The sequence below is a fragment of the Hymenobacter coalescens genome, from assembly GCF_054783195.1.
Genome location: NZ_BAAGRA010000014.1, coordinates 495,574 through 511,029 on the forward strand (window position 1 = coordinate 495,574; position 15,456 = coordinate 511,029).

At 63.5% G+C, this 15,456-nt stretch carries 15 protein-coding genes; 9 read left to right on the forward strand and 6 right to left on the reverse strand.

The window, feature by feature from the left end:
• Positions 1-229: 229 nt before the first annotated feature.
• Entirely contained in the window at positions 230-1,060 is an 831-nt protein-coding gene (locus tag ACYVKQ_RS11365; protein WP_460675444.1) for an ion transporter, read from the reverse strand.
• A gap of 574 nt (positions 1,061-1,634) precedes the next feature.
• Between ACYVKQ_RS11365 and ACYVKQ_RS11370 the strand changes: the two genes are divergently transcribed.
• From ACYVKQ_RS11370 to ACYVKQ_RS11380, 3 genes are all read left to right on the forward strand, one after another.
• A complete protein-coding gene (locus ACYVKQ_RS11370; protein ID WP_460675445.1) occupies positions 1,635-1,826 on the forward strand; it encodes a cold-shock protein in 192 nt (63 codons plus the stop codon).
• 174 nt (positions 1,827-2,000) lie between these two features.
• Positions 2,001-2,462: a hypothetical protein gene (locus ACYVKQ_RS11375; protein ID WP_460675446.1), complete on the forward strand. Its 462-nt coding sequence runs from the start codon at positions 2,001-2,003 to the stop codon at positions 2,460-2,462.
• A 112-nt stretch (positions 2,463-2,574) separates the two neighbouring features.
• Positions 2,575-3,003, forward strand: coding sequence for a BLUF domain-containing protein (locus ACYVKQ_RS11380; protein ID WP_460675447.1), 429 nt, complete (start codon positions 2,575-2,577; stop codon positions 3,001-3,003).
• A 66-nt stretch (positions 3,004-3,069) separates the two neighbouring features.
• Here the strand turns inward: ACYVKQ_RS11380 and ACYVKQ_RS11385 are convergent, their stop codons facing one another.
• Positions 3,070-4,632 carry a flavin-containing monooxygenase gene (locus tag ACYVKQ_RS11385; RefSeq protein WP_460675448.1) on the reverse strand — a complete coding sequence of 521 codons (1,563 nt, stop codon included), beginning with the start codon at positions 4,630-4,632 and terminating at the stop codon, positions 3,070-3,072.
• A gap of 346 nt (positions 4,633-4,978) precedes the next feature.
• On the opposite strand from ACYVKQ_RS11385, the gene ACYVKQ_RS11390 reads away from it, so the two are divergent.
• A complete protein-coding gene (locus tag ACYVKQ_RS11390) occupies positions 4,979-7,612 on the forward strand; it encodes a PQQ-binding-like beta-propeller repeat protein (protein ID WP_460675449.1) in 2,634 nt (877 codons plus the stop codon).
• 365 nt (positions 7,613-7,977) lie between these two features.
• The gene (locus ACYVKQ_RS11395; protein WP_460675450.1) at positions 7,978-8,172 is read left to right on the forward strand and encodes a cold-shock protein; all 195 of its coding nucleotides are present in this window, start codon (positions 7,978-7,980) and stop codon (positions 8,170-8,172) included.
• 140 nt (positions 8,173-8,312) lie between these two features.
• On the opposite strand, the gene ACYVKQ_RS11400 is transcribed toward ACYVKQ_RS11395, so the two are convergent.
• Positions 8,313-8,912 carry a GNAT family N-acetyltransferase gene (locus tag ACYVKQ_RS11400; RefSeq protein WP_460675451.1) on the reverse strand — a complete coding sequence of 200 codons (600 nt, stop codon included), beginning with the start codon at positions 8,910-8,912 and terminating at the stop codon, positions 8,313-8,315.
• Between the two features lie 170 nt (positions 8,913-9,082).
• Between ACYVKQ_RS11400 and ctlX the strand changes: the two genes are divergently transcribed.
• On the forward strand, positions 9,083-10,006 hold the full coding sequence (ctlX, locus tag ACYVKQ_RS11405; RefSeq protein WP_460675452.1) for a citrulline utilization hydrolase CtlX: 924 nt from the start codon (positions 9,083-9,085) through the stop codon (positions 10,004-10,006).
• A 455-nt stretch (positions 10,007-10,461) separates the two neighbouring features.
• Here the strand turns inward: ctlX and ACYVKQ_RS11410 are convergent, their stop codons facing one another.
• Positions 10,462-11,982: a malate:quinone oxidoreductase gene (locus ACYVKQ_RS11410; protein ID WP_460675453.1), complete on the reverse strand. Its 1,521-nt coding sequence runs from the start codon at positions 11,980-11,982 to the stop codon at positions 10,462-10,464.
• Between the two features lie 139 nt (positions 11,983-12,121).
• Between ACYVKQ_RS11410 and ACYVKQ_RS11415 the strand changes: the two genes are divergently transcribed.
• Positions 12,122-12,520, forward strand: a complete 399-nt coding sequence (locus ACYVKQ_RS11415) for an Imm50 family immunity protein (protein ID WP_460675454.1) — start codon at positions 12,122-12,124, stop codon at positions 12,518-12,520.
• Between the two features lie 42 nt (positions 12,521-12,562).
• Positions 12,563-13,069 (forward strand): hypothetical protein, encoded by a 507-nt coding sequence (locus ACYVKQ_RS11420; protein ID WP_460675455.1) that lies wholly within the window; start codon positions 12,563-12,565, stop codon positions 13,067-13,069.
• A gap of 66 nt (positions 13,070-13,135) precedes the next feature.
• On the opposite strand, the gene ACYVKQ_RS11425 is transcribed toward ACYVKQ_RS11420, so the two are convergent.
• Complete coding sequence (locus ACYVKQ_RS11425; protein WP_460675456.1) at positions 13,136-13,705, reverse strand: hypothetical protein; 570 nt, start codon at positions 13,703-13,705, stop codon at positions 13,136-13,138.
• A gap of 176 nt (positions 13,706-13,881) precedes the next feature.
• On the opposite strand from ACYVKQ_RS11425, the gene ACYVKQ_RS11430 reads away from it, so the two are divergent.
• Positions 13,882-14,622 (forward strand): SDR family oxidoreductase, encoded by a 741-nt coding sequence (locus ACYVKQ_RS11430; protein ID WP_460675457.1) that lies wholly within the window; start codon positions 13,882-13,884, stop codon positions 14,620-14,622.
• Between the two features lie 181 nt (positions 14,623-14,803).
• Here the strand turns inward: ACYVKQ_RS11430 and ACYVKQ_RS11435 are convergent, their stop codons facing one another.
• Positions 14,804-15,217 (reverse strand): hypothetical protein, encoded by a 414-nt coding sequence (locus ACYVKQ_RS11435; protein WP_460675458.1) that lies wholly within the window; start codon positions 15,215-15,217, stop codon positions 14,804-14,806.
• Positions 15,218-15,456: the final 239 nt, after the last annotated feature.

Sequence of the window (15,456 nt, forward strand, 5' to 3'; positions counted from 1 at the left end):
GCGAGAGGGGCATCCCACTTGGCCGGGCCACCGGGCCGCTGCTACTACCTGGTTGGGCCCGCGAAGGTTATCGTGCGAAGTCTTTAGCGCCAAGCTGCCAAGCGGCACGCTGAGATGCCGGTCCGCCCGGGGCCACGGCTTTCAAGGCCTCGGTGTGTCAGGCAGTGGTGGCGTTGCACCGCGCCTGGGCTCGGCTTCGTGTCGCCGGCCCGCGGCCCGACAGCTCGGGCTAAAGCTTCTCACCGCAATGCCAGCAGAACTCTGCGTCGTCGCGGTGGCCGCCGGCCTGGCACACGTGGCACACCGCCTGCTTCAAGGCCGAGCCCTGGGTAGCGGGCAGGGCCATGTGGGCCGATACGATGCCGGTGGGCACGGCAATGATGGCGTAGCCCATGATCATGAGCACCGAAGCCAAGCTCTGCCCCAACACCGTCACGGGAGAAATATCGCCGTAGCCCACCGTGGTCAGCGTCACGATGGCCCAGTAAATACTTTTGGGGATGCTGGAGAAGCCGTTTTCTCCGCCCTCCACCACGTACATGAGCGTACCGATAACGATGACCAGGGTGAAGACCGTCGTCAGAAACACCATGATTTTGAAGCGGCTGGCCTTGAGTGCGTTCAGGATAAACTCGCCCTCGCCCACGAACTGCCCGAGCTTGAAGATGCGGAACACGCGCAGCAGCCGCAGCGTCCGAATCACGAGCAGGTAGCGGCTGCCTGTAAGCACCAGTGCCGCCAGCGTGGGCACCACCGACAGGGAGTCGATGATGCCCAGCCAGCTCACGGCGTAGGCCATCGGCCGCCGCACCACGGCCAGGCGCACCAGGTATTCCAGCAGAAACAGCCCGGTAAATACCCATTCCACCACGCGCAGCGCGGGCCCGTACTGCGCCTCGATGCTGCGCACGCTTTCCAGCATCACCGCCAGCACGCTCAGCACAATGGCAAGGAGCAGGCAGATGTCAAACCGTTGGCCCGCCCGCGTGTCCGATTCGAAAATGACCCGGTAAGCGGCGCGCTTCCAGGCGGGGGCGTTGTCGCGGGGGCGGATATCCATAGGCGGGGAGAAGGGGCGCTTGGCACGGCTGTCAGGCAGCTACCTACGCAAACTTGCGGCCTGCCGATCAAACCGGCAAGCCAGCCGGCGCGCCAGCTGCGTGCGATGCCGTCGCTCAGGCTCCGAAAAAGGCGGCGCACGTGATGCACCGGGCGCCTCCTGTATGTTCGGAACCGGCAGCCCACCGCCTGGCCTCTACACGAGGACCTTGCTCCGATCCGCGGCACGGTTGCCCCGGGCGCAGTGCCCATACTGCCAGCGTTATGCGGCGGCTGGGCTGGAGTAGCACGGTTGCGGTAGCCAGACGAAATGTCCCCGCACGCCGCGGGCTCAATCGGTGGTGCTAATTTTAACCCAGAGCTGTTTTGAACTTAACGCAGGGGCCGCCCGTTAGCTCCCCGTAACCCGACGCCGGCAGCCGTGCCGCTCTTTCTGGGAGCTGCCGAAAATAAAAGGCGTAGGTTTACATCGTTTTCAGGCAAGTTGCCTCGTGTCACCTACCATCATTCGCTTGCAGAATTACCGTAGCGTTCCGTTGTCAGTTGCTTTTCTTTCACCCCTTTCCTAAAGCATCATGTCAACAGGAACCGTAAAATTCTTCAATGAAACCAAAGGCTTTGGTTTCATCAACGACACCACTACCGGCCAGGACATCTTCGTCCACGTAACGGGCCTCATCGACGAAATCCGTGACAACGACACGGTGCAGTTTGAGGTAGAGCAGGGCCGCAAGGGCCTGAACGCCGTCAACGTACGCCGCGCCTAACCCCGCAGTACTTGCTTGCAAGTAGAAAAGCACGCCCCACAGCGTGCTTTTTTTGTGCCCGTAGGACTCGGTGGTCCACGGGCTGCCAGTAGGCCGTCGGTTACGCGGCCATAGCGCGACACCCGCTCAAACGGGTAGTTTTGGGCCATCCTGACCAAAAACTCTCCACGGCCCATGAAGCACCTGTTGTCCGAACGCGTGGCCACGTACGGCCTGCTCAGCATCCTCGCGCTGGTGGTCGGGTTTCACCTGCTGGTCATGGCCCGGGTGATTCCCTTCGCCATTGTGTGGGGCGGGCGCTTGCCCGATGAAAGCCGGATGCTGGCGTTCGAAACGGTTTCCGTATTGCTCAACCTGCTGATGCTGGCGGTGGTCGGCATCAGGGCCGGGCTGTTGAAACTACGGGTGCACTGCCGGCTGATCAACGGCTGCCTGTGGGGCATGGCCGGGATTTTTCTGCTCAACACCGCTGGCAATCTGCTGTCGGCCAACGCCTTTGAGAAGGCCGTATTTACTCCCCTGACGCTGTTGCTGGCCCTGTTCAGCCTGCGGCTGGCCCTGCGGCCGACGCCAGCGGCCGGGCCGGAGCCGCCCCCGGTGGCAAATGGCCCAACGGGACGCCACCGTGAAGGATGAGCTTGTTTCCGGGCCTTCGAGTGCTTACATTAAGGGAGTTGGCTGCTGCCGTCAGAGGCAAACCGCCAGGCGTCGGGCACCATCTACAGGCGTCCGGCATAGCGTTTCGGACATGCACCACATCGTCTACCAAAGCTCCGCGGTGGGAGTACAAACGGCCGCCGGGCTGCGGTTTCTGCTGGAACAGTCGCGTACCAACAATGCTCGGCTAGGCATAACCGGGCTGCTGCTTTACGGCAACGACAGCTTTCTGCAGGTGCTGGAAGGCGAAGAAGCGGCCGTGCATCACATCTACGCCAAGATTCAGGTGGACCAGCGGCATACGCGCGTGTTCACCCTCGCCGACGGCCCCATCCGGGCGCGCGTGTTCAGCAACTGGTCCATGGGCTTTCAACGCCTGTCGGGCGAAGATTTCCGGCGCCTCGCGGGCTACATCGACCCCTACCGCTCCGACTTTCTGGATGCTTATCTGCCCGCCATCGACGAAGGCCTGCTGAGCCTGCTCAAGTCCTTCGTGTTCGACGACGAAACCCAGGCGTAAGCTCCAAACGACCAGCGCCGGCGGATACTGTCATCCGCCGGCGCTGGTCGTGCTGAAAACCGGCTGCTAAGCAAGGGCGGCCTCCGGCTGCAACTGCTGCACCAGCGCCTGCAACGACTGGCGCTGCGGCAGCTTGGCGGCCAGCATCTGCAGCCCGCCAAGCTGCTGCTCGTTGAGCGGCACGGCCTGGCCGCCGGTGAAGTGGCGCGCGTTGCGCTCGAAGCGGGCACGGGCGTCGGGGTGGCTGCCGTGGCCTTCCATGCGGAACTGGGCCGGTGCCAGCAGCCCAAAGAACAGCTCCTGGGCCAGCTCGGGGTATTTTTCCAGCGTGGGCGCGACGCCCAGGTTCGCCGCGAGCATTTCGGCCATTTCCTGGCAGGTCATCGTGTCGCGGTGCTGCTTCAGCTGGCGGAACTCGGCAATGCCGGTGGCCATTTCGTCGGCCGTAGGCATGGCGCGGGCACCGCTCCAGCAGGCCGCAATCCAGCGGGCCTGCAGCTCCGCCGTCACGAAGTACGAGCCGATTTGCTGGTAGAGGCCCATAAAGGCGAAGTTGGGCAGCCCCGGGTGGAACGTGAACTGGTGCAGGTCGAGGTGCGCGTGGTCGGCGTTGACGGTGCGGCGGATGTCTTCGTGCAGGAAGGGCAGGTGCAGCTCGTAGCCCGTGGCCAGAATGACGGCATCCACGCGCAGCTCTTGCCCGTCGGTGAGCACCGCCATGCCGGGGGCATAGGCCCGCACGCCCGTCACGGCCTGGATGCGGCCGGCGGCCACGTGGTCGAGGTAATCCTGGCACTGCGAGATGCCGGCTTCCAGAATGCTGTCGGCCGGGCGCGGAGCCCCGTAGTCGGCGGGGTTGCCTACCGCGCTGAGAATAAGGCTTTTCAGGCCTTCCATGGCTTCGGCCGGCGGCAGTGCTTGGCTGATGTAGGCCCCGAAACGGGTGAAGGCCAGCTGATCGGTGGGCAGGCCGTGCATAACCTTGCGGGCGATGTAGCGCGGCTTGCGGCACGAGGAAATCACCGTCGTGTCCTGGTTGCGGGCTAGGTCGCTGGCAATTTCCAGCCCGCTGATGCTGTTGCCGACCACCAGCACGCGCTGCCCGCGGAAAGCTTCGCGGCCGCGGTATTCAAAGGAGTGCAGCACCCGGCCGTGGAAGTGGTCGAGGCCGGGCGTGTCGGGGTAGCGCGGCTTGTTGTAGCGCCCCGAGGCCACGATGACGTGCGAAAACACCTCCGTACGCCGCTTGCCGGCCTGATCGACCGTCCAGATAACGTACTGCCCTTCGGGCCCGCGGCTGATCAGTTCCACGCGGGTATTAAGACGCACGTGGGCGTCCACGCCGAAGTGCCGGGCGTAGCTGCGCAGGTACGCCAGCACTTCCTGGTTGGTCGGAAACATCTGGGTGCCCGCCGGGTAATCGTAGTCCGAAAAGGACATCTTGATGTGGCAGGAATTGGCGTGCATTTCGGGCCACTGCCCGCTGTGGGCCGCGCCCTGGTTCCACTGCCCGCCGATGCCGCTGCTTTGCTCGATGATGACGGGTGTCAGGCCATCTTCCAGGAGGGATTTGGCGGCGGCAATGCCGGCGGGGCCGCCACCGATGATGGCTACTGGGTTGGTTTTCATAGCTGGGGATGTAGGAAAAGTGCGTGCGAAACCGAAGAGCGGTGCTATCAGCAAAACAGCACCTTCTCGGCGTTGCAAGTTTAGCTGTACTTAACCCGGTTTGTCTATAGCATTTTCATGTGATACAAGCCGTGCATGCCTGCCACAGCCTTGGAAAAGGCGATTTGTAGCCCGCCAAACGGCGCACTTTGCTTGCTGAAACAACAGCAGCTGTGAAGATCAAAGCGGCAATGTGGCGCTTGGGGATGGTGAATGTTTTTTGTTACTTTGCATTATGGAAAGAATGGCCTTGCGTTTTGGCAAGGCTTTTCTGCCTTTTTGCTTCCTTCTCCGCACACCTGCATCTATGTTGCAACGCTATACTCGTTTTTGGCTGGCTGCTGCCCCCATCCTCCGGGCAATAAGTCCTGGTTGGGCCGGGCGCACGGCCGTGCTGGCCGCTTTCGGTCTGCTGGCGGCCACCAGCAGCCAGGCGCAGGACGTCATCATCAAGAACGACAAGTCGGAAATCAGCTCCAAGGTCATTGAGATTACCGACGAGCACATCAAATACCGCCTGTTCGACTTTCTTGATGGCCCTATCTACAACGTGCGGAAAACCGACGTGTGGATGATCATTTACGAAAAGGGGCGCCGCGAGAAGTTCAACGTGCCGGAGCAAACAGCCGCCGCCCCCGCAGCTGCCCCGGCCGCTGCGGCACCGGCCAGTGCGCCCGCAGCCGCCGCGCCGGCACTAGGTGCATCGGCTCCGGCGGCTGAGCAGCCCGCAGCCCCGGTGACGGCAGGCAGCAGCCCGCCCTCAGCGGCCGCGCCGGTGGCCGCCGCGGCCCCGGCAACGGAAGCCGCCCCCGTGGCCGGAGCACCGGCAGCAGCCGTTGCTCCGGCCGAGCTAGCGGCCCCGGCTCCTGCTGCCGCGCCCGCTCCGGCTACCACCTCACCCGCGCTGGAGACTCCCGAGCCGGCGGGTGGGCAGCCGCTGGGAGCGGCAGCGGCGCCAGTCACCCAGCTGGCCGTGGTGCAGCCCGCGCCCGAAGCCAGTGCTGCGTCCGCAGCCGCGGCCACGGCAACCAGTCCGGCAGCGCAACCCACCGAAACGGCCGCGCCGGTAATTGCGGACACGGCTGCTCCGGCTACGCCCGCACCTGCTGCTGCAGAGCCGGCTGCCGCGCCCGCGGTTGAGGCGCCGGTACCGGCCGCACCGGCAAAGCCAGAGGCTCCTGCGGCCGCTGCGCCGAGCCCTTCGCCCAGCAAGCCCGTGGGGCGAATGGTGCGCGAACCTGCCGCGGAGGCCGAGCCGGGGCACGTTATCTGGACGACGCTGCGCAACGGCCCGGCCCCGGTGAAGTACATCATTCCGGATGGCAACATTTTGATTTTGAAGGCCAACTTCGTGATGAGCCTGGCCAAAAACACGGGCAAGCCGCGCTGGCTCACCAAGGTGGAGCAAACCAAGTCGGCCAGCCTGCTTGGCGCGGGCCCGCTGATCCAGGTGGTGACGGGCTCGGCCCTTTCGGAGTACCCGCAGGCCGTGGTGCTGAATTCCGAAACGGGCAAAGCGGTGTACAGCCCGCCGGCCATCAAGCAGCTGGAAAACCGCGTCATCGACGCTGCCAACACGGTGGTGTGGGAAGCCACCGACGCGGGCACCAAGGCCCTGGTGCTCGACAGGACCTCCGGCACGCGCCTCGCCGAGCTCAGCATTTCCGCCGGCCGGGCCCGCCCCATCAAGATCATGCCGCAGCCCGGCGGGCGTGTGGTGGTGGTGTCGTCCTTTGGCGTATCGGCCCTGGAGCCTGGCACCGGCAAGCTGGTGTACAACGTGCCGCTGAAGACCTCGCCGAAGGTGGCCGAACTGCTGCTGCCCACCGAGCCGACGTTTGAAGTGTTTGGCAACGCCACCCACCTGTGCGTGCTCAAGGATGGCTACCTGACCGGCATCAACCTGCAAACCGGTAAGCTCACCGGCGAAAAGGAGCTGCCCGGCGCCGTGGTGACTTACCGGGAGGTCGCCCCCGACCAGCTCATCATCGGCAAGAGCGGCAAAAAGGACCGCGACCTGACCCTGGCCCTGTACGACAAGCATACCTGCCAGGAGCTGCGCACGGCCACCGTGGGCATCAGTAACGCCGGCGCCATGCAGCCCTATGGCACCGACCTGTTCGTCGTGGGCGGCGGCTCATCGGTGAAGCTGGTGGACCTGGGCAGCCTGGCTCTGAAGGCGGAAAAGACCTTCAAAACCAGCGGCGACAACGTGCAGCTGTTTGCCAACGACGGCGGCATCGGGCTGCTGAGTGCCTCCTGCGTGGAGTATTTCAACCCCAAAGGTTACGCCCAAACCGGCAAGACAAAGTATTTCGACCCGGCTGGCCGCGCCAAGCTCAAAGTCAACGACGACACTTACTTCTTCGCCAACGGCTACCTGGGGCGCGTCAACCTGAAGAAGGGCGAGGAAACATTGCTGGTGAAAGATAAGCTGTCCATCAAGCTGCTCGAAGGCGAGGCCCCCCAGCTGGAGCTGCTCGACGACGGGGTGGCCGTGGTGACGGCGCAGTCGGTGGTGAAGGTTGATTTCAGCGGCCGCATTGTGTACAACCACTACTTCGCCCCGCCCCCGGTGGTGGCCGGTGCCATCCTGGGCCACTCGGCCGCGCAGGCGGTCGACGCGGCCACGCAGGCCAAAACGAATGCCATGCCGGCCGCCAAGCAGTCGTGGATTGCCAACCAACGCGCTTTCGAGGCGGGTAGCAGCGCTGCCGGACGCCCGACGACGCTGCTGAGCGGACTTCGGCACCACATCGTGCTGACCAAGGCCGAACGCGACGAAGTGGGACGCTTCAAGCTGCTTAAGATCAACAAGGCCACCGGCAAGGTGGAGGGGCAGGTGGAGGTGGAAAACCGTACCCCGGACTACATTTTCGACCCGATTGACAGCGTGGTTTACCTGTTTGACGTCGACTCGGTGAAGGCTTACAAGATTTAATTACGAGCGCACCACCGGGGCTATGGCCAGGAAATTCAGCCGGTAGGAGCCGCGCAGGTGGTGCCGGTGGAAGACTATTTTAAAAGGCATAAATTATTGGTTAACAATAGTATTGATTTGTGGTGCCTGGCTTGGCTGGTCAAGGGGAGGGGAGGCTGCCAGCTGCTTTGCGCGGGGCTGAAGCGGGCCGGACGAAACGCAAGCAGCGGGGTTTTTCAGCGGGCGTAGCGAAAACTCTCACAAATAAGCCTTACATTTACAGTGTTTAAGGCAAGTTGCCCCGTTGCACTACAATTGATTCGCGTGCTGAATTCAAGTAGGGTGCCGCTGCTAGTTGCTTAAATCTCATTCACATCCTAAGCATCATGCAGACGGGAACCGTAAAATTCTTCAATGAGACCAAAGGGTTTGGTTTCATCAACAACGCCGCTACCGGCGAAGACATCTTCGTACACGTTACCGGTCTGATCGACGAAATCCGTGACAACGACAAGGTTGAATTCGAAGTGGAGCAGGGCCGTAAAGGCCTGAACGCCGTAAAGGTGCGCCGCGCTTCGTAATTACGACGCTTGCAAGAGCAAAAGCAGCATGCCGGAAGGCATGCTGCTTTTTTTGTGCCCAGAGCGCAATGGATCTGCGGCGGCGTGAGGCCGGCCCGCGAAGTGGCCAGCGGTGTCGGCCCTTATAGGCGGGTTATTGCCTACGAGTTTAAGTCGGCACTGCGTCCCTTGGCCGTTTCGTCGGCCTGAGCAGGTTTTGAAGCAGCGGCCTGCTGCGCGCGCCACTCGTCTTCCAGCACGCTCATTTCCACCAAGCTCCAATACTCGTCGCCGTGGCGCACCACGTCGCGCAGCACGCCTTCCTGCGTGAAGCCGGCTTTGAGGTAGCATTTCAGAGCGGCCTCGTTGAAGTCATACACGCCCAGGCTGATGCGGTGCAGGCCCAATTCCTCGAACCCGATGCGCAGCAGGGCCTGCACCATGCGCCGGCACACGCCTTTGCCGCGGGCGCATTGGTTGCCCACCAGCACCCGCGTCACGCGCCCGGACTTATCGCGCGGGCTGATGCTGCCCAGCGAAATATGCCCGACAATTTCGCCGGTTTTGGAATCGACGGCCTTGTACACGAACACGTCGGGGTTTTTCAGGTCGTTGGCGCCCTCGATGTACCACGCTAGGCTTTCCTCGGTGAGGGGAAACGAAAACAGCGAGCCAGACCATTCCTGCATGAGCCGCTCGCTGTTGATCCATTCAATGAGCTGGTTGAAATCGGCCGGGGTGAAGCGTTCGAGTCGGATCATGGGAAGCGGATGGGAATGGCCCCGCTGAAGGCGGGGTGGGGTAAAAGTATGGGACGCGCCTGAAAGGCCGCTGTGCTGCCTACGCAGGGGCGACTGACGCTGTTATCGGGAGCCACTGCCAACTGCGCGGCCCCTACATTTGCCCGGCCCCGTTATCCTATTTCACACCCATGCAGTCTGCCCGCACCGTTTTTGTCGTACGGCCCGCGCGCTTCGGCTTCAATGCCGAAACCGCCGCCTCCAACCACTTCCAGCAGCAGGGGCCAGCGGAGCTCGATGCCGCTGCGGTGCAGCAGCGGGCTTTTGCCGAGTTCGATCAGCTGGTAAGCACCCTGCGCGGCCGGGGGGTGCGCGTGCGGGTGTTCGATGATACGGCCGAGCCGGCCAAGCCCGACGCCGTGTTTCCCAATAACTGGCTTACGCTGCACCCCGACGGCCGCGCGCTGCTGTACCCCATGTGCGCGCCCAACCGGCGGGCCGAGCGCCGCCCTGACATCCTGGAGGCGTTGGGCCAGGAGTTCGAGCTGCGCGAAATCATCGACCTCTCGGGCTACGAAGCGCAGGGCCGCTTTCTGGAAGGTACGGGCAGCATTATTTTCGACCACGACCACCGCGTGGCCTACGCTGCGTTGTCGCCGCGCACCGACGCGGAGCTGTTTGGGGAAGTAGCCGCGCAGCTGGACCACCGGCCCGTCGCTTTTCACGCCCTGGATGCCCACGGGCAGGCCATTTACCACACCAACGTGATGATGTGCATCGGCGCCGAGTTTGCCGTGGTGTGCCTTGAAAGCATTGCCGACGAAAAGGAAAGGGCGCACGTGGTGGATTCGCTTACGGCTACCGGCCACCACATAGTGGATATCACGCTGGCCCAGGTGGAGCGCTTTGCCGGCAATATGCTCACGGTACAGCCCGCCGCGGGCCGCGAGCTGCTGGCCATGTCGCAAAGCGCTTATGAGGCCCTGACGACGGCCCAACGTGCCGAACTGGGCCACTACTGCGAGTTGTTGCCTCTGCCCATTCCCACCATCGAAACCATTGGCGGCGGCAGTGCCCGGTGCATGCTGGCCGAAGTGTTTCTGCCGGAGCGCTAAAAGCCGACGGGCCGTCCGGCACTACTGCCGGGCGGCCCGTCGGGCTGGCCGCAAGGTGCGGCCATGGATCAATTTACTACCGATACGAGCAGGGCGCAGGCTCCGGCAGCGGCCATCAGCGCGTACACGACGAAGTCGTTGCGGCGGACGGCGCGGTTATAGCGGGTGATGGAATACACGGGATTAGCAGTTCAGGGACGACGCCGCGGGGTTGCGGAACGGCTGCCGACCGGAGCGCGGCGCATGCGCCGGCCAGCAGCACTTCCTGATACGTAGACGCCGCCTGCATGAGCCGCCAATTGGTGTTAAGCTTACGTTAAGTATGATGTAACCGGCTGACAGTTAGTGGTCAGCCCTCGTTGGCGTATGAGCGAATGGCGGGCCGTAGCCGAAAACGCCCCCGACAGCTTGTCGGGGGCGTGCTATACTGCGTGCTAAATACCGGGGCGGCGCGGCTAGCTGCTCACCGAGGCGTTCAGCCCCAGCACGTCGCCGGTGTGGGCGCGCAATTCTTCCACCAAAGCCGGGTTGTCGTTCAGCGACTGACCGAAGGAGGGAATCATCCGCCGGAATTGGGCCTGCCACTCGGGCGTAGCCGCCTGCTGCGGGAAGCATTTCTGAATCAGACCCAGCATGATGCTCACGGCCGTGGACGCGCCGGGCGACGCCCCTAGGAGCGCCGCAATGGAGCCGTCGGCGGCGCTGACCACTTCGGTACCAAACTCGAGCACGCCGCCTTCCTTTTTGTCTTTTTTGATGACCTGCACGCGCTGTCCGGCCACCTCCAGCTCCCAGTCCTCGGCCCGGGCTTCGGGCAGGTACTCGCGCAGGGCCGCCAGCCGGTCTTCCGGCGACTGCCGCACCTGGTTGATGAGGTAGCGCGTGAGCGGAATGTTTTTCAGGCCCGCAATAATCATCGGGCGCATGTTGCCGAGCTTGATGCTCAGCGGCAAATCCAGGAACGAGCCTTTTTTCAGGAACTTGGTGCTGAAGCCCGCGTAGGGCCCGAACAGCAGCTCCTTGCGGCCGTTGATGACGCGCGAGTCGAGGTGGGGCACCGACATGGGCGGCGAGCCGACGGAGGCCTTGCCGTACACTTTCGCGTCGTGGCGGGCGATGATGTCGGGGTTCAGGCACTTCAGCCACTGCCCGCTCACCGGGAAACCGCCGAAGCCCTGGCCCTCCGGAATGCCCGAGGCGATGAGCAGGGGCAAGGAGCCGCCGCCCGCGCCGATAAACACGAAGGGCGCCTTGAGCTTGAGCTTCTGGCCGGTGGCACGGTTTTCGGCGCGCAGGCGCCACAGGCCGTCCTCCTTCTGCCGGAGCTTGTCCACCTCGTGGTTGAAGTAGAACGTGACGCCGGGCTTCTCCTGCAGCAGGTAGAACATGCCGCGCGTCAGGGAGCCGAAGTTCACGTCGGTGCCCAGGTCCATGCGGGTGGCGGCCACGGGCTGCTGCGGGTCGCGGCCTTCCATCACCAGCGGCATCCACTGCTGCAGCTCGGCTTTATCGGTGCTGAACTGCATGCCCCGAAACAAGGGCGACTGCACGAGCGCGGCGTGGCGCTTGCGCAGGTAGTTTACGTTGTCCTCGCCCCACACGAAGCTGAGGTGCGGCACGTGGTTGATGAAGCGGCTGAGCTCCTTCACGGCGTAGGTCTGGGCCAGGTACGCCCAGAACTGCTTGGACTGCTCAAACTGCTCAGCGATTTTGATGGCTTTGCTGATGTCGATGCTGCCGTCGGCGCGCTCGGGCGTGTAGTTCAGCTCGCAGAAGGCGGAGTGGCCGGTGCCGGCGTTGTTCCAGGCGTCGGAGCTTTCGGCGGCGGCCACGTCGAGGCGCTCAACCACGGCAATGCGCAAATCGGGCTGCAGCTCCTTGAGCATCATGCCCAAAGTGGCGCTCATGATGCCCGCCCCGATCAGGATGACGTCGGGGGCAAGCTTGGTATCGGCAGCTGGGTTCGGAGTATTCATAGAGGCGGAAAGAGACTTAGGCAGTACGCGGAAAGCGGGAAAAGGTGGCTGCGGCCGGGCGAGGTGGGCCAATAGGCCGGTGGGAAAGACGTTTTTAGTAGGTACTTTGGTTCGCTGCCCACGACCCGCCGCCCCGCCTATGTCCGCAGAAATGCCCGCCCTGCCCCGTATCCACCACGCAAAAGTAGTTTGGCAGCGCTTCGGTTGCTGGCCCAGCTTCCACGACGCGGAAATTGTGCGCGTGACGCTTGAAGCCAACCCCGGCTACTTCCCTTCGGCCACCTTTGTCCTCAAAACATGGGCCCCCGCTACGCCGGCGGGCCCCGCCGGGCTTTGCTGGCTGACGCTGCGCTTTGCCAACATCACCACCCTGGAGCTGGAAGGCTTTGGGCATCAGAACGTCATCTTCAGCATGGATTTCGCGCACACCGCCGATGCGCTGGAGTGTACCATGGATGCCTCCGTCGGGCTGGACGCCTACCTCGTGGCCGAATCGGCAACCGTAGTGAGCCTGACAGACCGGGCGGATTCAGAATAGGCCGTAGTTTATATTCAGCCAAGCATAGCACCCCAAACGGTTATGGCCTCCTCCGCTCTGCCGCCCGTCGGCGCTTCTCCTTTGCCTGCAGTGGTGGCCACTACCTGGCGGGCGGGCCTGCTGGCCGGCACCCTGGATATATCGGCAGCCGTGCTGGTTTTTGCCGGCCTGCTGCACAAGGCCAGCGCCTTGCAGGTGCTACAGTCGGTGGCCAGCGGGCTGCTGGGACCGGCTGCCTACCGGGGCGGGATGGGCACGGCGCTGCTGGGGCTCGGGCTGCATTACCTCATTGCCACGGCGTGGGCCGCGCTGTACGCGGCTACGGCCCGCGCCGTGCCGGCGCTGCGCCAGCACTGGGTGCTGTGCGGAGTGCTGTACGGCGCGGTGGTGTGGAGCGTGATGAACCTGGTGGTGGTGCCCCTTTCCCGCGCACGCCCCGCCCCGCTGACGTTTTCGGGCGTGCTTATCAACTTCGGCATTCTGGTGCTGATGGTCGGCCTGCCGATTGCGGCCGTGACGGCGCGCCGCTACGGAGCCCGAGCCCGGTAGTCATAAAAAAAGCCCGAGCACGAGGCCGGGCTTTGTTGAATGCTGCGTCGCCAGCGGCGAAATGGGCTAATAGCCAACCGGGGCTCCCAGCAGCGGGCCGTAGCCCGGCGCGGAGGCGCCCTGCGACACCCGCACCCCGCCCGATACGGACAGGTGCTCCGTGATGCGGTAGTCGGCGCGCAGGTTGACGCCCTGGCCCAGGTTGCCGAAGCCGGCGTAGGGGTTGACCGAGTAGCCCGCGGGCGGCGCGGGCGTGAAGTCTTTCCAGGCGCTGCCCGTCAGGGCGAGGCGGGGGCTGAGCAGGTACGTGCCGCCGCCCTGCAGCAGGTAGTGGTTGGTGCCGGCGGCCAGGCCGGAGCGGCCGCCTTCCGGGCTCGAGCGGTAGTACCCGGCACCCGGCATGGTGCGCAGGTAGGTAAGACCGCCGAACAGCTGCAGCCGGTTGGTAAGCTGGTAGTGAGCCTGCGGGCTGAGGTACGTGGCCGAGCCGAAGCGGCCGGCAAACGTGGCGCCCGCGTGCAGGCTGTAGGTCAGGGGCGACGTGCGCAGGCCGGGTGCCGGGGCGTCGGGGGCTTGCGCCAGGGCCGCGCCGGCGGGCAGCAGGAGCAGCAGCGTGGCAGACAGAAAACGGAGCATCAGGACGGCGAATTAAGCTTCTGACAAGATACGAAAGCGCAGCGGAAGCCACCGGCTCAACGATGCGCCGGGCCGCGTTGGTGCCACGGCGCGGAAAAATACCTGGCTGCGGCCAACCAAACCCGGGCATCAGGGGTATTACGGGCGTTTTGACCACCTTATCATTTTCGTAGCTTATGAACCTGGCTGGCAATACCATTCTCATCACCGGCGGGGCCTCCGGCATCGGCTTTGCCCTGGCCCAGCGCTTTGTGCGGGCCGGCAGCACCGTCGTTGCGGTGGGGCGCCGCGCCGAGGTGCTCCGCGAGGCCCAGCGGCAGCTGCCCGGCCTGCACGTGCGTACCTGCGACGTAGCCTCGGCCGCCGAGCGCACCGCCCTGCGCGACTGGGTGACGCAGGAATTCCCGCAGCTCAACGTGCTCATCAACAACGCCGGCGTGCAGCGCCGCCTGCAGGTGGCCGACGAGGAAGACTGGAGCGCGCGGCAGCAGGAAATTGCCATCAACTTCGAAGCGCCGGTGCACCTGACTGGCCTCTTTATCCCGCACCTGCGGCAGCAGCCCGCCGCGGCCATCGTCAACGTGACGTCGGGCCTGGCCTTCACGCCGCCCACGTTTGCCCCGATCTACGGCGCCACCAAGGCCGCGCTGCACTCGTTCACCGTTGCCCTGCGCCACCAGCTGCGCGCTACCCGCATCGAGGTGCTGGAAATCGTGCCGCCGGCCGTGAATACCGACCTGGGCGGCGCGGGCCTGCACACGTTCGGCGTGCCGGTGGATGAGTTTGCCGATGCGGTGCTGGCGCGGCTGGCCGCCGGCGAGCTGGAAGTAGGTTTCGGCACCTCAGAGGAGCGCCGCCTGGCCTCGCGCAGCGAGCTGGACGCCGCCACCGGGGCCATGAATAGCCGCTTTAGCTAACGGGCTGACGCGCATCCTAATTAGGATCAGGCACGCATCGGACGCGGTTTTAGCAGAAAAAGCGTTGCTCCAGAGTAAGTTGCAGCTCTCGATGAGCTGCCGTATTGCCACTCCGAGGACTACGATACGCGAACTTCCCTGCCGCTATGGTTAATAAACAAAGCGGCAGGGTAACCTGGAATTAGCGCAGCATAAAGCGCGAAAGGCGACGCTTCATAAAGTTGTTGACCCCTGCGTAGTCTTTGCGCGGCACTCGCCCGACAATTTGGGCTGCTTGACCGTTTTGCAGCAGGTCGATAGTCAGAAACGAATCACCTAAGGTTTCTCTCTCCAGATTGATTCGTTGAATATCGGCGAAAGGAATTCCATATTTGCGCATCTTCATTTTATACAGCGTGGAGAGTTCCAGGCCCTCCGGTCGCATTTTGAGGTTTACGAAGAGCAGCGTGGAATCCCACATGTTGGAGCGGTACTCATCGAACTCAGGAATACCATCTTGGTAGTGAATCTTTCCAACTAGCTGGACGGGAAACCAGAAACTGGGTTTACCCAATCGGCTGTTCAGATCGGGCTCGTGTACAAGTTGAGCGGGCATTGAGAAAACGGGTGAATTAAGAAAACAGGGGTCAATATATGAGGTCACCTCACACCTTAGCAAGCTTTTTCTTAGAGCGTGTTGGGGATTAGGTAATACGATTTAGACAAAGAGCGATGTTGGCCCAGAGCACCCAGGCCGCGTGGCTTTCTGGCAAGTGCTCGTAGTCAATGACCGGCATTGCTACAGTATCATAGATAGGGTACCGTTTTTCTTAGCGCGCAGCAGGAGTACCGCTT